Source organism: Kineosporiaceae bacterium, from assembly GCA_016713225.1.
Lineage (GTDB): Bacteria > Actinomycetota > Actinomycetes > Actinomycetales > Kineosporiaceae > JADJPO01.
Genome location: JADJPO010000011.1, coordinates 303,929 through 324,865 on the forward strand (window position 1 = coordinate 303,929; position 20,937 = coordinate 324,865).

A 20,937-nucleotide genomic window follows, 5' to 3' on the forward strand; every position below is an offset into this window, starting at 1 on the left:
AACGTGAGCGACGCCAACTCGTTGATGGCCCTGCTTGAGGCCGCGGCCAGCGGGCCCGGCAAGCAGGTCTGCATCGTGGACGTGCATCGGAGTTGGACAGCGGCGCAGTTACTGGCCCGGGCCGACGAGCTGGCAGCCATACTCGGCTCCGTCGGCGTCCGGCCGGGCGATCGAGTGATGGTTCGCGGAAGGAACAGCGGCGACCTTGTGGCGCGCATCTTTGCCGCTTGGAGACTGGGGGCCGTGGCTCTGCCAATGCACGAGAAGGTCACCGCAGATCGATTCGCCGCCATTGTGGCCGACGCACTCCCGTCGGCATACATGGTCGACGAGGCACTCACCGACCCGGTGCCGGGCACGGCGAGCCAGGACCACTATCCGGTCATCGCCAGCTCGGCCCGGACGTCGTCGGTGGAGATTGCTAGGGACCGATCGGTACCGTCCGCGCAGGTGCTTCCGCATGACAGTTCCGCCCTGCTCATGTACACGTCCGGCTCGACGGCGGCACCGCTCGGGGTCGTTTGCCCTGACGCCGCAGTTGACTTCGCTCTGAACGCCATCCACCAGGAGTTGGGTTACCGGGAAGATGATCGAGTGCTTGGTCTACTGCCCCTCGCCTTCGATTATGGCCTGTATCAGGTTCTTCTGGCCCTCAAGGCGCACGCGGTGTTGGTCCTTGAGGACGGTCTGCAGCAGCCGCATCGCATTCCACGCCTGTTGGCCGAGCAGTCCATCTCAGTTCTCCCGGCTCTCCCATCCATCTTCGGCCCTCTGCTGCGTGCGCGCTGGCTCTCGGCCGAGCATCGCTCCCTTCGCCTGCTGACATCCACCGGCGAGTCGTTCCCACCGGCCATGATCGACGAGTTGCGCAGCTGTCTACCTGCAGCCCGAGTGGTCCCCATGTATGGCATGACCGAGTGCAAGAGAGTGAGCATCCAGGGCGCGGATGCACCAGACGTTGCGCGCTACTCGGTCGGCCGCCCCCTTGCAGGTACCAGAGCCTGGGTAGGCGACGGCCTCGGACGGCCTATGCCCCCGGGACAGGACGGTGAGCTGTTTGTTCAGGGTCCGCACCTCATGGCCGGCTATTGGCGCAATCCCACCGCAACTTCTGTCCGGTTCCGGAACTTCGACGGCGAGCGCACGCTGTGCACTGGTGACATATTCCGAATGGATGCGGCTGGCTACCTAACTTTTGTCCGCCGCGAGGGCGGCTTTCTTAAGGCAAGAGGATATCGGCTTAGTCCAGCCGAGATTGAAGCAGCTCTGGGAACTCTGCCTGAGGTCCAGGCGGCAGTAGCGGTGGGCTACATCGACTTGCAGGGCGAGGACAGCGTGGCTGTCTTCCTAGTCAGCGAAGGGCTCGATGAGGACAAAGTGCGACAGCACTGCGCTCGCTACCTTTCGCGCGCAGCCATGCCGTCCCTAGTGCATGTCCTAAGCAGCGGGATGCCGTGCGGCCCCAACGGCAAGTACGATCGACGGGCGCTCTCGGAGCTGGCACACGAGTTAAGTCTGAGCAACGGACGCGGACAATGAGCAAACTCGGCCTAGACGCCATCGAGATCTTTCTACCACCTCGCCAGCCAGTTGTGGACCTTGCGTTTTTTGTTGATCTCGGCAGCGATAAGATCTCGACGTTGCACCAAAACGGCCTGGCGGAGATCCCCGTTGCGCGGAGCGGGCCTTTTGTCGACTTCGCTCTGCAGTCAGTCGAAAGGATACTAGCCAACTTCCCTGAATCCCGGGCAGACGTTCAGCTTCTCCTCCTCGCCCATTCGGCGCCATTACTGGCGCCCGCAGACACCGATCTGTTGGCCGATCTGACAAGGCGCGCACGTTTGAAGCATGCGGCGTCATTTGCCTTCACAGGCCAGCCTTGCGCCGTTCTCCACACCGCCGTCCAGTGGGGACTGACCATGTTGGGCACCAACGTCGACGGCTCGGTCTTGGTGGTTGGAGTTGACCGCGCCAATCACCCTGAGGAGCGCTTCTTCTTCGGCTCGGCGATGGGTGACTCCTCAATAGCTCTGCTCCTCGGCCGGCGGTCGGAGCGGGACAGAATCGTCGGAAGCTACCAACACACAGAACTCCACGCGTCTGAGGGTGAATGGTCGCCACCAACGGCGATTGCTGCCTTCCGTGAGCGAAATCCTCTATTAATCCGAGCTGGGATCGAACGTTGCTTGATGCAGGCGGGCTATCAACTCGAGGATCTTGCCGCAATTGCGCCACACACACCTTACGTAAGCATCTGGGATACAGTGGCCAGACTCCTTCGTTTCCCCCGCGACCGCATCCTTACCGAATACATAGGAGAAACTGGGCACCTTAACTCCAACGACAGTTTCGCACATTATTGCCGTGCCAAACTTGATAACCGCGTCCACCCCGGCGACTTAGTGCTCCTCGTCAATCCCGGTTTCGGCGGTAGTCAGGGTATACGTTGATCAGGGCATGAACCACCAGCTCGGCTAGGTTGTCGGCCCCTGGCCTCCGGTTCGAGCGCCAGGGCTATGGAGCCTTCGCCTGGACGAGAGTTGGGTGTGGATTGAGCCGACGGTCCTCACACGCCGAGAATCATCGCAGCCATCGACGGGTGATGGACCACGCCGTCATGGCGGCGGAATAGGACGAGCGGCGCTCCGTCGCTCGGCGACGACGACCGCAGTGGCGACTAACGATTCAGATACGGCCCAAGAGCCATACACTCTCCCAAGTTCTGAGCATCCGGTTGGCCGCCGGTGGATCGTCGCGACGAACGTCCCATCGTCTGAACAGAAGGCAACGTCGGCTTCCTTGAAGCCTAGGGGCTGACGGACAAGCGGGAACCATGCCTTGTATACGCTCTCCTTGGCGCTAAACAGAAGGCGGTCCCAGGCGATACCCGGGGCGGCGGCGATCAGTCCTTCTAGACGGCTTCGTTCATCCGCGCTGCTCACGTGGTGGAGCACCCCTCGGGACAGTGGGGCATGGGGCTCGGCGTCAATACCTATGGTTCGCACTTCGGCATCGCGGGCCACGGCCGCTGCCCTGTACCCGGAACAGTGCGTCATACTCCCCACCACCCCGAGCGGCCACACAGGAGATCCCCGATCACCCGCCACGATGGCCACCGCATCAACCGCGAGCGTGGCGAGTGCCAATCGTGCGCAATGCCGCACGGTTGCGTACTCGTTTCGACGTGCCAGCGGGGTTCCTACTAGCGCGCCCTCCTCGGCCGCAAAGAGGGGCACATCTGGCTCGTCTACGAAACGCTCAACAGCCGCTACCCTGGCGGGGACGATCCCGGTGATCACTCATCCCTCCTCAATGGAAGTCCGCCCGAATGCTACCGGGGCATGGAGGTCGGCGCGTGCTTGACGGGTTCTGATGGCGAGGTGATGATCTTTGTCGGATGGGTGCAAGGTGGATCAATAGGGTGATCGCGGTGGGGTAGAGCCTACCGATCCAGCGGGTGCCACGTGGACGATGTCTTGCCCAAGTCTGTCGGAACGCAGCGACGTATCAAGTTCCAGGAATGTGCTGCAGTAGCACCCAACCGTTTCAATAGAACACGACAGACAGGTTGCTACCTCTTCGCGCGCACTCGCGAACTGCACCTGGAACTCCCGGCGCCAATCCACCTTAGGGTCCACCCTGGCCGGTATCGTGTGCTCAATGAGCCTTGGGACTTCGAGGTACTCAAGAAGGTCTGTGACCGGCACCATTACACGTCTGCCCAATCGAAGCACCCTAGCCTTGATCATTCGCGGGTGAGGTGGGCCGGCCTTCAGGAGCGAGTTGTGTGGATCTTCACCTCCTGTATCGCGGTTCAGGTTGTGGCGGTGGCCCGACTGTCGTGTCGGTGGTCGCCGGTTCCACGGGCCGGGCGGGTTCCTCGGTCGAATCGGACGAGGCGTCGCTGGTTCAGGTCGTCATCGGCAGCGTGAGCGCCGTGGTGAGCGCGCTGGCCAGTTCGCGGGCCCAGGGCCAGGTCTGGGGGATGCGGATTCTGCGTCGGCGTTGGCCGCGGATGATGCGGGCGGCGGTGTGCAGCAGCCGGTAGCGCAGGGTCTTGGGTTCGGCCTTGGCCAGGTCGCCGGACAGGCAGAGCAGCCGTAGCCAGGCCAGCAGGTCGGCGGCGATCGTGGCAGCGAGGCACCAGGCCTGATTGAGCGAGTAGTGCTTGCTGGGCAGATGGCCGAGCCCGGTGTTCTTCGCGTTGCGGATGCAGTCCTCGACCCGGGCGTGGGCGCGGTGGCGGGCCTCCAGGTAGGCCAGTTGCCCGAGCTTGCCGCCGATGCGGGTGGGGGTGTTGGTGGCGAAGACCTGGTAGCGCCAGCCGTCGGCCTCCTCGAACAGGGACAGTTGCGCGCCGGGGTGCGGGCGTTCGCGGCGGACGATGACACGCATGTCCTTCGGCCAGGTCTTCAGCTGGTCGACGACCTTGCCGTCGGGGCCGACGGATTCACGCAGCAGGCCGGTCAGCTCGAGGACGCCGGCGTACTCCGGGTCACGTGCGCTACCGTCGGCGTTGATGACGTTCTCCCACAACGCTTCCGGGACCTTGTCGATCGCGCTCCGGCACCGGTGGTCGAGGTCGAACCCGACCGAGTAGCGCACCCGCCGCCCGGGCGCAGCGTTCAGCGTGGTGAGGTGCGTCAGGAGGTCCTTGGTGGCACCGGCGCCGTCGCAGGTGATCAGCAGGTCTCGGCGGAAGCTCGCAGGGATCTGGGCGATCGCGGCGGTGAGGACCTCTCGAGGTGGTCGGTGACGGTGTTGCTGCCCGCCGACCCGGTGCGCAGCTTCAGTGCGAGGTTCTCGCCGGTGTTGTCGCACCAGGCTGTCAACGGGTGATGCCCCCAGGTCCCCTTGTTCTCTGAACTTGATCTTCAGGGGTGTTGGCGGGTCGGTAGGCCGAGGCCGACGGGCGCTCGGGGGTTGGTGATCTGGTCGAGCTGGATGAGCTTGGCGCGGGCCCCGGCCAGGCTGATCTGCAGCCCTTCCACTTCACCGAGCCATCCCTCCCGGCGGGCCTCGTCGATCCGGGCGATCAGGTTGTCTCGGACGTCGACGAGGCGGTGGCGTTGAGCGGGATCGGGGCGTAGCAGCGGGCAGCGCAGGCAGGAGTGTTCGTGGATGCAGGCGGTGGCGTAGGAGCGCCCGCAGGTGCCCAGGGAGACCTTGCGGTGCTCGAAGTGGCCGAGGAACTCCTGCCACTCGGCGTCGGTCGGGGTGCGGTATTCCTCGCTGGGTCGCAGGGCTCGTCGACGGGCGATGAACGCGCGGTGGCCGTTGATCGCTTCCTCGGGATAGACGGCCTTGTAACCCATGGTGGTGTTGATGTCCCGGTGCCCGGCGACGAGTTGAGCGATGTGGGGTGGCATGCCGTGCAGCACGGCGTCGGTGATGAAGATCCTTCGAAAGTCATGCGGGGGTGAACCGTAGCGGCCCTCCCGCCGAGCTCGTCTGCCCGGCGCCCTCGCGGCCGGTGTCAGCCGGCCCGGTGTCAGGCAGTGACCGGCAGATCCAGTCCCTGATCGTGCCGGCGGGGATGGCGCGGGTGTCCATACCGATCTGGCGTTGGAACAGCAGCGGCATCGGCGGGTTCCAGACCCGTTCGTGTGGGTCGTAGGACGCCACGCAGGCGACCGAACCGGAGGGTTGCCGGATGCGGTGGATGACGGTGGCCAGGACGTCGGCCAGTTCGGGGCTGACGACCAGCAGCCGTTCGGTATCGGTCTTGGACGGGGCGATCTGCAGCAGCGGAATGAGTTCGGTGCTGGTCGGCGGGGTGTACTGGACCAGGCTGTGGTGGCTGAGCTCGGACAGTTCCTCGACCCGGATCCCGGTGTGCCGCAGCGTTTCGATCGCTGCCCAGGTCCAGAACGCCCGGTCTTCCTCCCCAGACAGGTCCCGGCGAGCTCCGGTGGCGGGATCCTCGCTCCAGACCTTGGCGGTGGACCCCCATCGTGCCGGGGCGCGGTGCAAGACCTCACCGCCGCTGGTGAACGGCTCGCCGGGGTCGACGGCCATCGCGGCGCGCAGCCGCTCGGCGGCGGCCCGGGCCTGGGCGTGGACGCGGGCCACCAGAGCGGGGAGCGCGGGCAGGCGTTCTCGGGTCCGCTGGTCGATGCGGGACTTGCGTCGCCGGATCTCCTTGGTCCGGGCCAGGTCCTCCCGGCGGACCGGGCACGGTGCCGCCCACGGTCCCCAGCGGGCGGGTTCCTCCATCGCCCATTGTGCGATGTCCAGGTAGAACGCGCGGACCTGCCCGAGTTGGGCCCATCCGTCAGAGCGCAGACGCCGGGCCTGGGTGGGCTGTCCGGCGGCGTCCAGTGTGGTCCTGGTCGTGACCTGGATCCGCTGCTTCCAGGCCGTGGCCACCTCCGGTGCCAGGTGGAAGGAGTTGATCCCGGGATGGTGCAGCTCCAGGTCGCGCCAGAACAACCGGCACAGGGTGTGGGCCAGGCCGCGCAGGGTGGTGTGGTCCACCGATGGTGCCCGTTCGAGCAGGTAGTCGCGCAGGACCGCCCGGACGGGCCCGGATTCGATGCCGTAGAGGTCGAGCATCTGATCGGGGCTGAGCTGGCCCTGGGTGGCGAACGCCCGCAGCGTGGAGGGGGCGTCGGCACCGAAGGTGCCCATCGCGTGCAGGACGCCGTAGAGGCCGCCGCCACGGTTGGTGCGGCGCATCCCGCCGCCTTGCAGCAACTCCAGTTCCAGGCAGTCCCCGACGGTGATGTCGCGGATCTGGCCGCCCTTGGCCGCCACGATGGTCGCTGCCGGGCGCAGGGCCGACCGGGCCATCGTGGATCCGGCGCCGGAGGTGGCGCAGCGGGAGGACAGCTCGGCGAAGCCCTCGGGGTCACGGACCCGGGCCAGGTCGGTGGCCAGGTGGTGCGGGGCGAACGGGGTCAGCAGCCAGCCCAGGCCGGGGCGGATCGCGTCGGCACCGATCAGCAGCAGCAGGCTGACCCGCAGGTTGCTGGTCACCGACACCGACGCGCCGTACCGCTGGCTGCCCGACTGCAGCTGGTCGATGGACGGCCGCCACCAGTCGGCGTTGCCGAGCTCGTCGGCGCCGCTGGCTTGCCAGCGTTCCTGCCACGTGCATCCCGGCTGGTCAGCGAGCCAGTCCACCACCGACACCACGCCGCGGGTGCGCCGCACCCGCATCCCGGCGTCGGTGAACGGCGGTGCCAGAACCCGAGCCAGGAGCTGGTCACGGTCGAGGCTGGTGCCGGCCCAGGACGCGGGCACCAGCCGCGGCGGGTAGCGACGGTGCAGACGCTGCATGTCCGGGCCGACCAGCGCGGACATCCCGATCGCCGGCCTGACCGGCGTCACCGTCGGGGCTGACACGACCGCGGTCACCGGGTCGGCTTGCTGAACAGCGTGGCCAGCGACTCGACCCGATACCCGCTGCCAGACTGTGGCGCGCCCTGGGAGCCCGGCGAGGAACTGACCGCCGATGCCTCGGCCGTCTCGCGCCGCTGGTGGTGGGCCAGGACCTCGGCGATGACCTCGCTCGGTGCGGGCGTCAAATACAACTGGGTGGTCGACAGGTGGGCATGCCCCAGGACCCACTGCACGTCACACAGCGGTAACTGCGGATCACGGGCCATCCGATAGGCGGCCGTATGACGAAGATCGTGCAGAGACCAGTTCGCCCCGAGCATCTGGTTGGCCCGGGTGAACATCGCCCGCGCGGCGTGATACGTCAACGGACGCGGCGTCCCCCGGCTGGTCCACCACAGCGGATCGTCGGCCCCGGCCTGGCAAGGGTTTTCAGGGTGACCGGACGCGGGGCGTGGGCGCGGTAGAACGCCAGTTCGCCGGTGCGGATGCTGCGCCGGATCAGGAGCCAGTCGTGTCCCTGCTGGGGTGTGTGGGGCAGGGCCGGGTCGGTGGTCTCGACCCAGGCCCAGTCGTACAGGCGGGGGCCGTGGGCGCCGTCGCCGGCGCTGTAGCGGTGCCAGCGCAGGTCGGGGCGGACGGCGTAGTCGACGGCGTGGCGGGTCCCGATGCCGGTGGCGATCGGATGGGTCTTGGCCACAGCCATCACGAACCCCAAGCCGCGCTCGGCGATCGCCGAGCGCAGGTCACCGGCGTTGCCGTAGACCTCATCGCCGGCGACCCAGGCCGCCTCGAGGCCGGCATCGAGGGTCCGTGTGATCATCTGTTCGGCCAGGGCGGGCTTGGTCGCGAAGGTGACCTCTTCGGGGACCCCGGCGGTGTTCATCCGGTCGCTGTCACCGGTCCAGGCCACCGGCAGGTAGAGGGCGTGATCGATCAGGGTGTAGCCGCGGGTGGTGGCGTAGGTGAGGTAGACCGCGACCTGGCAGTTCTCGATCCGGCCCGCGGTGCCGGAGTACTGGCGTTGCACCTCAACGGTCTTGGTGCCCTTCTTCACATCACCGGTCTCATCGACCACGAGCACCGCGCCCGCAGCTGCGAGGTGTTCGGTGACGTAGGAACGCAGGTCGTCGCGGACGGCATCGACGTCCCAGACCGCCTCGGCGAGCAGGCGTTGCATGCCCCGCGGGTCGGCCTGCCCGGCGTGCTCGGCGATCGACCAGCACGTCGTGCGGGGCAGCCCGGCCAGCAGCGCCCGCACGAAACCCCTCACCCGTGCCCGGGGTTCAGCGCGGGCGAACCGCGGCCCGATCCGCGTCATCACGGCGTCCAGCTCGGCCTGCCAATGATCAACGTCTACTCTGGTGGCAGCGGCCACCGCCAACCGATCCCGTGTTCTCACAAACCTTGATCTTTTGGTGGTGGCCGCCCCACGTCACCCACCAACACGAACCAAACCAGCAGGCCAACACATGATCAACAGCCAAGTGTCGCTGCCGTATTAGGCGTCGGCGGCCCAAAGCCCGCCAACGTTCGGCGAGGTCGTGGCGAAGCTCTGCCAGGAGACGCATGGCCTGGCTCGGCACGAAGCGAACGCCAAAGGAGCCTGCGGGTGAGGTCCGCTCCGGGCCGTCTGGTGACGGCAGGGTTTGCGGACAATCTGCGGACAAAGCCAGAGGCCTGGATCCTCAAGATCTGGATCCAGGCCTCTGACCTGCTACTTCGTGGTAGCGGGGACAGGATTTGAACCTGTGACCTCTGGGTTATGAGCCCAGCGAGCTACCGAGCTGCTCCACCCCGCGTCGGTGATGTCAGACTACGGGACCGCCTGAGGAGGAGCAAATCGAGCACCCGTCCGGCCCACTGGCCGCCGGACGGGCACCCGTCGATCAGGGCGCGACCGAGGCCGACGGGGTGGCCGAACCGGTCGGTGTCGTCGTGGCACTCGACGTGGTGACACCCAGCTGTTGTTGTGCCTCGACCGCCCGGGCGATGGCGTCCTTGAGCCGCTTCTGCGCCTCGCCGTACTTGGCGAAGTCGCCGGCCTTCAGCGCCGTATCGCTGTCCTGCACCGCCCTTTGCGCCTCGGCCAGGGCCTGCTGCAGTGCGGCCCGAGCGTCCGCGGTGCCGGAACCCGGACTCGCGCCCGGGCTCGGGCTGGCTCCTGTGCCACCGCTGCCCCCGGCCCCCGGCGTCGCGGTCAGCGGCGACGTGCCGAACACCTGGTTCAGCGCGGCGTCCAGGGTCGGCGCGAAACCGATCTTGTCGCCGTAGCCGACCAGCACCCGGCGCAACACCGGATAGGTGGTCTCGCCCTTGCTGCGGATGTACACCGGTTGCACGTAGAGCAACCCACCGGCCATCGGCAGTGTGAGCAGGTTGCCCTTCTCGACCGCCGAGGCACCACCGGTGCCCTGCAGGATGTTCAACTCGCCGGAGACGATCGTGTTGGAGTTGAAGTCGTTCTGCATCTGCCCCGGCCCCTTGATGGCGTCGGTGGGCAGCTGCAGCAACCGCATCGTTCCGTAGTCGGCCCGGCGTTTACCCGGTTCGTTGCCGGCGTCGGCATCGACGGCCAGGAAGCCCTTCAGCGTGTTCCGACCGGTCGTCGGCGGGATGAAGGTCGATGTCAGCGAGAACCGCGGCTCATCCTGCCCGGGCATCTGGATGCTCAGGTAGAACGGGGGTTGACGTGGCGTACTCGCGCTGGCCCCGCCGACCGTCGTGGCCTGACGCGGGTTGGGCTCCGGCGGCACCTGCCAGAAGTCACCGGCCGAGAAGAACGCCGACGGGTCGGTCACGTGGTAGCGGGCCAGCAGGGTGCGCTGCACCTTGAACAGATCCTCGGGGTAACGCAGGTGCGACATCAGATCGCCCCCGATGGCCGCCAACGGCTTGACCGAGGTGGGGAACACCTTGCGCCAGGCCGCCAGCACCGGGTCCTCTTCGTCCCAGGCGTAGAGCGTGACGCTGCCGTCGTAGGCGTCGACGGTCGCCTTGACCGAGTTGCGGATGTAGTTGACCTGCTGCTGAGCCAACGCAGCCACCGAGGTGGCGTTCGCCGTGAGCGAGTCCGCCGTGGCCCGGTCGAGGAAACTCAACAGGGAGTAGGGATACCGGCTCGACGTGGTGTACCCGTCGAGGATCCACACGATCCGGCCGTCGACGATCGAGGGGTAGGGGTCGCCGTCCAGGGTCAGGTACGGCGCCACCTTCTCGACCCGCTCACGCGGCGTCCGGTCGTACATGATCCGCGACTGGTCGTTGACGCCCTTGGACAGCAGGATGTTCTGTTCACGGAACTTCAGCGCATACAGCGTGCGCCGCAGCAGCGATCCGATCTGCACCCCACCCTCGCCGGCGTAGGTGGTGTTCTTCTGCTGCGTCGCACTGTTGTCGTCGGGGTAGTCGAGCTCACGCGGCGTGGCACCGGGCGGGCCACCGACGATGGAGTACTCCAGCGACTTCTCACCGAAGTAGACCCGCGGCTCGTAGTCACCGACGCTGGAGCGCACCGGGATGCCGCCCTCGAAGAACGTCGGCTTGCCGTCCGCCGTGGACTCGTTGCCGTAGGCGGCCACCAGGCCGAACCCGTGGGTGTAGACGAAGTGGTCGTTGAACCAGTTGCGCTTGTCGGCCGGCACGCCGCCGAGGTTCAACTCACGCACGGCGACCACGCTGTCGCGAGCCTTACCGCCCACGGTGTAGCGGTCGATGTCCAGCGCGTCGGCGAACTGGTAGTACTGCTTGTTCTGCTGCAGCTGCTTGAAGGTGTCACTGACCAACGCGGGGTCGAGCAGCCGGATGCCCGGGATGCTGTCGGCATCGTTACGCAAGGCCTGCGGGGATGCCTCGGTTTGCGCCCTGTAGGCCTGCGGTTTGACCTTGTCGAGCCCGTACGCCGCTCTGGTCGCCTCGATGTTGTGCTTGATGTAGGGCAGTTCGTAGGACTGAGGGCTCGGGTTGACCCGGAACCGTTGCACCACAGCGGGATAGATCCCCCCGATGAGGATCGCCGAGATCACCAGCAGCACCACGCCGTACAGCGGCAGCATGCGCCACCGGTCCACGAAGGCCCCGATCAGGAACAGGATCGCGATGATCGCCGCGATCGCCGCCAGCACCGCGCGGGCACTCAGCGTCGCCTTGGCGTCGGTGTACGTCAGGCCGGTGAAGGTCTCGGTGGCCTGTTTCGTGGTCAACGCGTAGCGCCCGATCCAGTAGTCGAGCGCCCGCAGGACCAGGAACGCCGTGGCGATGACCGACAACTGGATCCGCGCGACCGAGGACAGTCGTGGCCCGGGACCCTGCAACCGCAGACCGCCGTAGAGGTAATGGGTCACCACGGACACCAGCGCCGCCAACACCGTGATCATGGTGAACAGCCCCACCAGGAACTGCAGCCAGGGCAGCGTGAAGACGAAGAACCCGATGTCCTTGCCGAACTGAACATCCTTGGCGTCGAAGGGAACGCGGTTCCACCACAGCTGGAAGGTCTCCCACCGTTGGCTCGCCGCAGACCCCGCGAACAGGCCCAGGGCCGCCGGGACGGCGATGGTCACCAGCCGCCGCAACGGTTCGATGGTCTCGCGGTAGCGCTCGAGACTGGCCGTGTCGACGGCCACCGGCGCGTAGACCGGGCGAGATCGGTAGGCGATGGCCATGGCGGCGTAGACCGACCCGGCGGTGAGCCCCCCGGCCGCGATGAACAGGCCGGCCTCGGTCAGCAGCCGGGTGCGATAGACCTCGGTGTAGCCGAGCTGGGAGTACCACAGGACATCGGTCCAGACCGAGGCCAGCCCCAGCAGGAGAACCACCAGCACGCCGAGAACGGCGAGGGTCGGCGCCAGGGCACCACGACGGCGGCCGGGCGGGCCTGCCGTACCGCGTACCCCGGCGGAACCTGGGCGGCCGGGGCCGCTGGGCGAGTCGGCGTCTGAGCTCACGAGACGTCAACTTAATCGATCCCGCCGACAGTTCCCTGTCAGGGCAACTTTCGTGCACGGCTTCGAGTGCCCTGAGCGCTCGTGACAGGATCGGGTCATGACGGCGAACCCCTCGCGAGAGCTGGCCGTGCTCACCCTGGTGCGCGAACTCGAGCAGCACGTGGCCGCCGCCGGCTGGGACGGTCCGATGCGACTGTTCGCCCTGGTGCGCACCGCCGGCGCGCTCGACCGCGACGAGGGGCTGGCCGAGCGGCTGCCGCCGGCCGTCGTCGCCGCGGCGCGCGCCGACGCCGATCACCTGACCGCGGTGGAGCAGGACGACCTACCGCAGGTCTCCGGGTTGGAGGACCTGCTGGGCCGGATCACCTGGCCGCACACCGTCGATGGCACTGCGGTGGTGATCGAGCGCGTCGTGCTGCCACCGCGGGCCGAGGCCGATCTCGACGCGCTGCCGGACGACGATGGTGCCGCCGCTGCGGCCGCAGATCACCCCGACCGGATCGACGTCCGCCTGGCCGCCGCAGTCCTGCGGGACGGCACGAGTGGGTGCGCCGTCCGCTCACGCAGCCACGACGCCGACACCGCGGTGGCGGTCGGCCCCGATCTGATCCCGGACCTGATCAGCGCGCTCCGGACGACGCTGGACGGCTGAGGCCGAAGCGGCGCAGCCGCTCGCCCAGCTGCAGCAACGTCTCGGCCAACTCCGGCGGTTCGAGCACCACGAGCTCGACGTCCAACCGCAGGGCAGCCTGCGCCAGGTACCAGGCCAACGCCTCCAGCCGGTCGGCACCCGCCTCGACCAGACAGCAGTGCTCGTCGATCGCCGTGACCGTGGCCACCATCGGCGGCAGCACCGTGCGCGCCCGGCTCGCCGAGGCGGCCAACCGCACCCGGCCGACGTGTCGGTAGGGCCACTGGGTCAGCGAACGCTCCAGATGAGCTGCGGCGTCCGGCTCCTCGCGCCGGGCGAACCGCAGCGTGCCGGCCCGAGCCCGGCGGATCCGGTCGAGCCGGAAGGTGCGCCAGTCCTCGCGGTCGCGGTCCCAGGCGAACAGGTACCAGCGCCGGCCGGTGGTGACCAATCGGTACGGCTCGGTGTCGCGTTCGCTGGCAGCGCCGTCCCGATCGACGTAGTCCAACCGCACCCGGACGCCGTCGCGCACGGACCGGGCCAGGTCGAGCAGCAGATCGGGATCGATCAACTCGTCGTGCCGGCTGCCGGGCGGCGTCAGGGAGACGGTCGCCGACCGGATCGCTTCGACGCGCTCACGCAACCGGGGTGGCAGCACCTGGTCGAAGGTGGTCAGCGTGCGCAGCGCCGCCTCGGCCACGCCGTGGACCCCCTCCCCCGCGCCGAGCCCCAGGCTGACCGCCACCGCGACCGCCTGTTCGTCGTCCAACATCAGCGGCGGCAGGGCTCCCCCGGTGGCGAGCCGGTAGCCACCCGCCACCCCGGGTCCGCCGCTCACCGGGTATCCCAGGTCACGCAACCGCTCGACATCACGGCGCACGGTGCGTGTGGTGACCCCCAGCCTCTCGGCGAGTTCGGCGCCCGACCACGACCGGCGTGCCTGCAGCAGGCCGAGCAGGCGCAGCGCCCGGGCGGTCGGATCGGCACGATCGGTCGAGGTCGTCATGCCGCCAGTGTCGCTCGAGATTGCGGACAGAACCTGTCCGCATGACCTGTCAGGGTGACTCCCATGAGCGAACCCCTGCAGTCCATCGACAGCACAGCCCCGGCCGACCTCCACTGGACCGACGAACTCATCGCCCAGCTCGACGTTCACTGGCAGAACCAGTTGCGCCCCCGGCTCGACGGCCTGAGCGACGAGGAGTACTTCTGGGAACCCGTTCCCGGCTGCTGGAACATTCACCCGCGCGGGGCATCCACAGCTCCGATTCAGGGCGGATCCGGTACACACACCATCGATTTCGCGTACCCGGCGCCGGAGCCGCCGCCGGTCACCACCATGGCCTGGCGGTTGGGTCACGTGATCGTCGGAGTGCTCGGCATGCGTAACGCGAGCCACTTCGCCGGCCCCCCGCTGGACTACTACACCTTCGACTACGCCGCGACGGCCGGGGGCGCCCTGGCCCAACTCGACGAGCACTACGCCCGGTGGATAGCGGGAGTGCGCACCCTGGACGACGCTGCGCTGGCGGCACCGTGCGGTCCGAACGAGGGTCCGTACGCGCAGGCCCCGATGGCGACGCTGGTGTTGCACATCCATCGTGAGGTGATCCACCACGGCGCGGAGATCGCCCTGCTCCGGGATCTGTATCGCGCCCAGCACTGATCTCGTCCGACCAGCTCGATCCGACCAGCTCGATCCGACCCAGCTCGATCCGACCCAGCCCACCACTGCTCGAGGAGAACCATGCTGCCCCCCGCCGTCCGCACCGAGACCGAAGAGCTCGCCGGCTACCTGCAGGACCAGATGACCGCGCTGCGTACCGCCGCGTTCGGCCTCACCGAGGAGCAGGCCCGGCTCACCCCGTGCCGCAGCGCCCTGTCGATCGGTGGACTGATCAAGCACGCCACCATGGTCTGCACCGGCCGCGTCCGCCGACAGCAGATCGCCGCCGGCACCGCCGTCGAACCCGAGTTCGCCCAACGCTTCGCCGAGTTCACCGCCAGCTTCGCGCTCACCGAGACCGAGACCCTGGACGGGGTGCTGGCCCAGTTCGACGAGGCGTGTGCCGACTACCTCGCCTCGGTGCGCAGCAGCGACCCGGATGCCCGGGTCATGGAACCCCCGGCCCCCTGGTACGGCCGCACCGAACCGGTCGAGACCACCGACCGCTATGCGCTGCTGCACCATGTCGAGGAACTCGCCCGCCATGCCGGGCACGCCGACATCATTCGTGAGCAGCTCGACGGCGCGAACGCCGCCTCGCTGTCGGCCGCGGTCGAGGGCCGGCCGGCCAACGCCTTCGTGACCCCGTGGCGTCCGGCCGAGTCGGCAGTGACCGGCTGACCGGCTGACCGGCTGACCGGCTGAGCGTGGGGCCGGTCAGCCGCAGCGGGGCAGTGCCGGGCTGTCCGGGCCGTGAGCCGCGATCTCATCGAGCGCGGCGCGGGCCTGGTGCAGGGTCGAGATCTTCACCACCGACAGCCCGTCGGGGACGCGACCCACCACGGACGCGCAGTTGCCCTCGGGGGCCAGGAACACCGTGGCGCCGGCCTCGCGCGCACCGACCATCTTCTGCCGGATGCCCCCGATCGGCGCCACGCTGCCGTCGGCCGAGATGATGCCGGTACCGGCCACGGCGCGACCGGTGGTCAGCGACCCCGGGGTGAGTTTGTCGATGATGCCGAGGGCGAACATCGTTCCCGCGCTGGGGCCGCCGACGTCCTCGATCTGAATCTTGACCTGGAACGGGAAGGCGAAGACCGGCTTGACGATCACGCCGAGCACCGTGGCCCCGGTCGAGGACTTCGTGGTCGGCACCGCGGCGGCAACCTGCTTGGTCCCCCGTTGGAGCACGAGCTGCGCCACCGCGCCGGGCTTCAGTTTCTGCAGCTCGGCACGCAATTGATCGCCGTCGTCCACCGCGACTCCACCGACCGAGATCACCTGGTCGCCCACCGCCACCGGCCCCTTGGCCGGCGACCCCTCCGCGAAGTCGATCACCTGCATGTGCTGACCCACCGCGTAGCCCAACTCGGTCAGCGCGGCGGCAGTCGCCGTCTCTTGGGAGCTGGCCATCTCGAGCTCGTTCTCCTGCTTGGTCTGCTCCGCGGTCTGCCCCGGCGGGAACAGCACGTCGCGGGGCCAGACGGCGACCGTCGGATCCAGCCAACCGCTCACCATCTGCCACAGCGTCACGTTGATGCCCTCACCGCCGTAGATCCGCACGGTGGTCAGGTCCAACGAGCCGGTGGTCGGGTAGGTCTGATGGCCGGTGATGGCGATCAGCGGCTTGCCGTTGACCTCGCCCAGGGTGTTCGTGGCCGGCCCCGGCGACATCACCGCGAACGGCACCGGCAGAAAGCTCGCGGCACCCAACAGCACCACCAGGGCCAGCAGGCTGACCATCAGCCGAGCGGTCGCCGGTTGCAGTCCGCCGACGGGGTGAGCGGCAGGTGGCGGCGCACCGGTGACATCGGCGTCCACGGCCACCTCTTCGCTCATTCGCCCAAGGTTACGTGCCATCCCGGCACACCGCGCCGGAGACTAGCGTTGGGCACAGTGGCAGCACCCCACCCGCGCCCGCGGTACCAAACCCAGCACGAACCCAGCCAGGACTCAGCTAGGAGCAGCCATGAGTGGCAACCTGCCGGATCGCCCCGATCCGGACGACGAGCACCACGACGCCGATGGTCCGGGCGAGGACCCGTTGGCCGACATGCTGCGAGCCCTGCTCGGTGGCCTGGGCGGCGCCGGCGGCGAGATGCCCGCCGAACTACCTGCCGAACTGCGTGACATGCTCGCGAACATCCCGGGCATGCCGACCGACGCGGCGTCCATGCAGGCGATGTTCTCTCAGGTCCAGAAGCTGATGGCGACCACCGACGGCGGGCCGGTGAACTGGGAGGCCGCCACCCAGATCGCGCGGCACGTCGCCGCCCAGGACGGCGACCCGAGCCTGACCGAGTCGCAGGAGCGAGCCGTCGCCGAGGCGATGCGCACCGCCGACCTGTGGCTCGATCGGGTGACCGACCTGCCGCCCGCGACGGCTCGCACCCATGCCTGGAGCCGCGCCGAGTGGGTCGAGCAGACCCTGCCCACCTGGAAGGGTGTCGTCGAGCCGATCGCCGACAGCGTGGCCACCGCGCTGACCAATGCCCTGACCTCGCAGACACCCGAGCAGATGCGCCCGATGATCGGCCAGGCACTGCCGATGATGCGCTCGATGGCCGGCAGCTTCTTCGGGATGCAACTCGGCCAGGCCATCGGGGCGCTGTCCCGCGAGGTGGTCGGTGGCGGGGACACCGGCCTGCCGCTGCTGGCCCCCGGCCGGGTGGCCCTCATCCCGACCAACGTGACCGACTACGGGGACGGGCTCGAGCTGCCCATCGACGAGGTCCGCCTCTACCTGGCCCTGCGCGAGGCCGCCTTCGCCCGCCTGGTCTCGGCGGTGCCGTGGTTACGGCCGCACATCCTGGCGCTGGTCACCGACTATGCCCGCGGCATCCAGATCGACACCGAGCGGATCGAGCAAGCTGTCCGCGAGATCGACCCGACGGATGCCGAGGCGCTGCAGAACGCCCTGTCCAGTGGACTGTTCGAACCCAGCCGCACCCCTGAGCAACAGGCCGCCCTGGACCGGTTGGAGGTGGCCCTGGCGCTGGTCGAGGGGTGGGTCGACGAGGTGGTGCACGCCGCAGCCGCCGGATCGCTGCCGCATGCCGAGGCCTTGCGCGAGACGCTGCGGCGGCGGCGGGCGGCCGGTGGCCCGGCCGAGCACACCTTCGCCTCGCTGGTCGGGCTCGAGCTGCGCCCGCGCCGGTTGCGCGAAGCCGCGGCGGTCTGGGCGGCGCTGACCGCCGAGCGCGGTGTCAGCGAGCGCGACACGCTGTGGAGCCACCCCGACCTGGTGCCCAGCGCCGAGGCGTTCGCCGATCCGGCCGGCTTCGCCCGCGCCGGGACACCGGCGGCCGATGGGTCCGGCGGCGATGCGATGGACGCCGCGCTGGCCGAGTTGCTCGACGCCGCGGCCCGCGACGAGGGCGACACCCCCGGTGACGGCGAGCGCGCATGAGCGGGTGGACGCCGGGTGAGGACCTGGTCGCCGACCTGCGACACGCGCTCGCCCATGCCCCACGCACGACCGCGGCCGACCGGTTCGAGGCCTGGGCCTGGCGGGCGCTGCTCGACGAGGACGGCCCTGCCCTGCTGACCCGTGAGGCGGCACCCGCCCACGTCACGGCGTCGGCGATCGTGGTCTCGACCGAGGCGAGCCACACCTGTCTGGTGCTGCACAACAAGATGCGGCGGTGGGTGCAACCCGGCGGTCACCTCGAGTCAGGTGACCTCACCCTGGCGGGCGCCGCGGCCCGGGAGGCCTTGGAGGAGACCGGGTTACGGGGTCTGGTGCTGCCCGAGCCGGTGGTGCTCTCTCGCCACGGTGCGCCGTGCCGTCCGGACGTGGTCGACTGGCACCTGGACGTCGAGTTCGCTCTGATCGCCGATCGGGTCGACCCGGCGGTCAGTGACGAATCGTTGGACGTCGCGTGGTTCCCGGTCGATGCCCTGCCCACCGACCTGGCCGATGGGGTGGCCCACCACGTCGCCCGGGCCGTGGCGGCGGCGCTCCGGTGGCAGGCGGCGGGTGAGCGGCAGGCTCCGGTTCAGGTCGGGGGCGCGGCGTCGTCCGGATCGCGGCCACCGGTAGCGGCGGAGTAGCCCTCGAGATACCCGCGCGCCCGCTCCGTGCGGGGGTAGGCCTCGAGCAGCGCCCAGAACCGCGCCGAGTGGTCCCGTTCGATGAGATGGGCGAGTTCGTGCAGCAGCACGTAGTCGACCACCCAGGACGGCATGCCCTGCAGCCGTGAGCTCAGCCGGATCGTGCCCTCACCGGGACTGCACGACCCCCAGCGCCGGTTCTGGTTGCCCACCCAGGCCACGGACGACGGCTGCGCCCGGCCCTGCAGGTACCGCTCGGACAGCTCCGCTGCCCGGTCCGCGAGCGCGGCATCGCCCGGACGGCGGCGCCGTTCCTGCTGTTCCAGGCGCACCAGCATGCGGTCGACCCACACCCGCTCCTCGGCCCGGGTCAGCCGGGCGGGCATCAACACCACCACCCGGTCGCCGTCACGATAGGCCGAGACGGTGCGACGACGCCGCGCGCTGCGCCGCACCTCGACCACCGCGGACTCCTCCGACGGGACGCCGGCCCCGGCGGTGGGCCGGTCGTCGCGGGACATGAACCGGAGGCTACCCGCCACGCCCGGGGACTATTTCTCGCCCACAGCCTCTGGACGAAGAACCTGCTGGTCAGGGGCGGGTAGCAACCGTTGCGGGTGTTGTTGTCCACATGCTGTCCCACGGTGATCGACAGGGTTGCCCCGGGATCTCCCCAAGCTGTCCACACCCTGGTCCACAGGCCCCCGGACGGATGCGACGAATCGTGTTGACCGAGCTGTCCGGCACGACGAAGCTTCAGCTCGGCCCCGGGTTCGGGGACGGTGTGCTGGGGAAGGCGCACCGCCCCCGCCCGGGGCTTCCCTTGTCGCCATGGTGACGCTGAGTCAACAGTGTCCGGCCGAAAGCTGCCCCGTCCGGAAGGTCCGGAAGGAGCCGAGCCGTCCCATCGACGGGGCTCGGTCCCCACGCCGTGCTCGGATCACCGCCACGATCTGTCGACTGTGGACAGAGATCGACAGCTCTGTGGATGACGCGCCAGCCCGAGCCACGCTGTCAGGAGCACTCTGCGTGGTCGGCTAGGGTGAGCCAAGGTCCTCGGGGCCGGGTGCCCGGGTGCTCCCATAGCACCGGCCAGCCCGGCGACGGCACCACGTCCGTCGGACCGTCCACGGACAACGCACCATCGAACAAGGAGCCAGCATGGCCGACACCTACAGCGGCGAGTTCTACTGCGTGAAGTGCAAGGAGAAGCGCCAGGCCGAGGGCAACATCGTCGAGACCAACGGCCGTCGCATGGCCAAGGGCAAGTGCCCCGTGTGCGGCACCAACCTGAACCGCATCCTCGGCAAGGCCTGATCCATCCCACGCCACGGCGGGCGTCCCCGAGGGGACGCCCGCCGTCAGCATGTCCACCCCCGACAACCCACCCCAACCCGCTCATGCTCCGCAGCGAACGGGTGATGCTCCGCTGGGGACCCCTGAGAGGCGGAAATCGCCCTCGATCGTGTACACCTGCGGAGCATGAGCAGGTTGTGGCGGCGGTATGTGGCGATCGGGGACTCGTTCACCGAGGGGATGAGTGACCCCGACCCCGACCAGTCCGGCACGGATCGCTACCGCGGCTGGGCCGATCGCCTGGCCGACCTGCTCGCCGCCGAGCTGGCCGGCGCCGACCCGACGGCCGACTTCGCGTATGCCAACCTGGCCGTCCGCGGCCGGCTGCTCGACGACGTGGTCACCCACCAACTGGACGCCGCGCTGGCCCAACAGCCCGACCTGGTCTCCATCGTCGGCGGCGGCAACGACATCCTGCGGCCGACGGCCGACATCGAGGGGCTGGCCCAGCGACTGGAACAGGCCGTCGCCGCGATCCGGGCCAGCGGTGCCGACGTCCTGATGGCCACCCCCACCGATCCCCGCGGCGCCCCGGTGGTGCAGCGCACCCGCGGCCGAGCGGCTGTCTACAGCGCGCACATCCATTCCATCGCGCGGCGGCACGGTGCCTTCGTCGTGCACCAGTGGGGGTTGACCTTCCTGCAGGACTGGCGGATGTGGGCGCCGGACCGCATCCACATGACCCCCGAGGGCCACCGCCGGGTCGCCGAGGCGGCTCACGCGGCCCTGCAGGGCCGCCCGGTGGCCGGCGAATGGGCCACCCCGCTACCGCCCCTGACCCCGCCACCGCGTCGTGATCGGCTCGACCAGGACGTCCGCTGGGCGCGCGAGCACCTGCTGCCCTGGGCCACCCGCCGACTTCGCGGAGCCTCCTCCGGCGACCTCATCGGCCCCAAGCGCCCGGTGCTGACCACCCTCGAACGGCGGACAGCTCGCTGAGGGAC

Annotated in this window: 17 protein-coding genes, 1 tRNA gene and 1 pseudogene; 9 read left to right on the top strand and 10 right to left on the bottom strand. The window is 68.9% G+C overall.

Annotated features, from left to right (window positions below; translation table 11 throughout):
- Positions 1–3 precede the first annotated feature (3 nt).
- Positions 4–1,539, top strand: coding sequence for an acyl--CoA ligase (locus IPK24_24135; protein ID MBK8078547.1), 1,536 nt, complete (start codon positions 4–6; stop codon positions 1,537–1,539).
- Entirely contained in the window at positions 1,536–2,450 is a 915-nt protein-coding gene (locus tag IPK24_24140; GenBank protein ID MBK8078548.1) for a hypothetical protein, read from the top strand. The genes IPK24_24135 and IPK24_24140 overlap by 4 nt, the downstream gene beginning before the upstream one ends.
- Positions 2,451–2,615: 165 nt before the next feature.
- Here IPK24_24140 and IPK24_24145 read toward each other — a convergent pair whose 3' ends face one another.
- From IPK24_24145 to IPK24_24175, 7 genes and pseudogenes are all read right to left on the bottom strand, one after another.
- Positions 2,616–3,299, bottom strand: a complete 684-nt coding sequence (locus IPK24_24145) for a 4'-phosphopantetheinyl transferase superfamily protein (GenBank protein MBK8078549.1) — start codon at positions 3,297–3,299, stop codon at positions 2,616–2,618.
- 610 nt (positions 3,300–3,909) lie between these two features.
- Complete coding sequence (locus tag IPK24_24150; GenBank protein ID MBK8078550.1) at positions 3,910–4,821, bottom strand: transposase; 912 nt, start codon at positions 4,819–4,821, stop codon at positions 3,910–3,912.
- 53 nt (positions 4,822–4,874) lie between these two features.
- Positions 4,875–7,305 (bottom strand): annotated as a pseudogene (locus IPK24_24155) (site-specific integrase).
- 50 nt (positions 7,306–7,355) lie between these two features.
- Entirely contained in the window at positions 7,356–7,685 is a 330-nt protein-coding gene (locus IPK24_24160; protein ID MBK8078551.1) for a site-specific integrase, read from the bottom strand.
- A gap of 20 nt (positions 7,686–7,705) precedes the next feature.
- On the bottom strand, positions 7,706–8,743 hold the full coding sequence (locus tag IPK24_24165; protein MBK8078552.1) for an IS701 family transposase: 1,038 nt from the start codon (positions 8,741–8,743) through the stop codon (positions 7,706–7,708).
- A gap of 323 nt (positions 8,744–9,066) precedes the next feature.
- Positions 9,067–9,143 (bottom strand) — tRNA-Met (locus IPK24_24170).
- Between the two features lie 87 nt (positions 9,144–9,230).
- The gene (locus IPK24_24175) at positions 9,231–12,191 is read right to left on the bottom strand and encodes a UPF0182 family protein (GenBank protein MBK8078553.1); all 2,961 of its coding nucleotides are present in this window, start codon (positions 12,189–12,191) and stop codon (positions 9,231–9,233) included.
- A gap of 193 nt (positions 12,192–12,384) precedes the next feature.
- Between IPK24_24175 and IPK24_24180 the strand changes: the two genes are divergently transcribed.
- Positions 12,385–12,939, top strand: a complete 555-nt coding sequence (locus IPK24_24180) for a hypothetical protein (protein MBK8078554.1) — start codon at positions 12,385–12,387, stop codon at positions 12,937–12,939.
- Here IPK24_24180 and IPK24_24185 read toward each other — a convergent pair.
- Positions 12,908–13,924 (bottom strand): YafY family transcriptional regulator, encoded by a 1,017-nt coding sequence (locus IPK24_24185; GenBank protein MBK8078555.1) that lies wholly within the window; start codon positions 13,922–13,924, stop codon positions 12,908–12,910. The two genes, IPK24_24180 and IPK24_24185, sit on opposite strands and share 32 nt — an antisense overlap.
- A 63-nt stretch (positions 13,925–13,987) precedes the next feature.
- Between IPK24_24185 and IPK24_24190 the strand changes: the two genes are divergently transcribed.
- Both IPK24_24190 and IPK24_24195 read left to right on the top strand, forming a co-directional pair.
- Positions 13,988–14,584, top strand: coding sequence for a DinB family protein (locus IPK24_24190; protein MBK8078556.1), 597 nt, complete (start codon positions 13,988–13,990; stop codon positions 14,582–14,584).
- Positions 14,585–14,665: 81 nt separating this feature from the next.
- Positions 14,666–15,265: a DinB family protein gene (locus IPK24_24195; GenBank protein MBK8078557.1), complete on the top strand. Its 600-nt coding sequence runs from the start codon at positions 14,666–14,668 to the stop codon at positions 15,263–15,265.
- A gap of 36 nt (positions 15,266–15,301) precedes the next feature.
- Here the strand turns inward: IPK24_24195 and IPK24_24200 are convergent, their stop codons facing one another.
- Positions 15,302–16,423: a PDZ domain-containing protein gene (locus IPK24_24200; GenBank protein ID MBK8078558.1), complete on the bottom strand. Its 1,122-nt coding sequence runs from the start codon at positions 16,421–16,423 to the stop codon at positions 15,302–15,304.
- 130 nt (positions 16,424–16,553) lie between these two features.
- Here IPK24_24200 and IPK24_24205 point away from each other — a divergent pair, with 130 nt between their 5' ends.
- A complete protein-coding gene (locus tag IPK24_24205; protein ID MBK8078559.1) occupies positions 16,554–17,993 on the top strand; it encodes a zinc-dependent metalloprotease in 1,440 nt (479 codons plus the stop codon).
- Positions 17,990–18,637, top strand: a complete 648-nt coding sequence (locus IPK24_24210; protein ID MBK8078560.1) for an NUDIX domain-containing protein — start codon at positions 17,990–17,992, stop codon at positions 18,635–18,637. The genes IPK24_24205 and IPK24_24210 overlap by 4 nt, the downstream gene beginning before the upstream one ends.
- On the opposite strand, the gene IPK24_24215 is transcribed toward IPK24_24210, so the two are convergent.
- Positions 18,583–19,158, bottom strand: coding sequence for a M48 family metallopeptidase (locus IPK24_24215; GenBank protein ID MBK8078561.1), 576 nt, complete (start codon positions 19,156–19,158; stop codon positions 18,583–18,585). The two genes, IPK24_24210 and IPK24_24215, sit on opposite strands and share 55 nt — an antisense overlap.
- A gap of 640 nt (positions 19,159–19,798) precedes the next feature.
- Here IPK24_24215 and IPK24_24220 point away from each other — a divergent pair.
- Together IPK24_24220 and IPK24_24225 are read left to right on the top strand one after the other, a co-directional pair.
- Positions 19,799–19,954 carry a hypothetical protein gene (locus IPK24_24220; GenBank protein MBK8078562.1) on the top strand — a complete coding sequence of 52 codons (156 nt, stop codon included), beginning with the start codon at positions 19,799–19,801 and terminating at the stop codon, positions 19,952–19,954.
- Positions 19,955–20,119: 165 nt separating this feature from the next.
- Positions 20,120–20,932, top strand: a complete 813-nt coding sequence (locus IPK24_24225) for an SGNH/GDSL hydrolase family protein (GenBank protein ID MBK8078563.1) — start codon at positions 20,120–20,122, stop codon at positions 20,930–20,932.
- Positions 20,933–20,937: the final 5 nt, after the last annotated feature.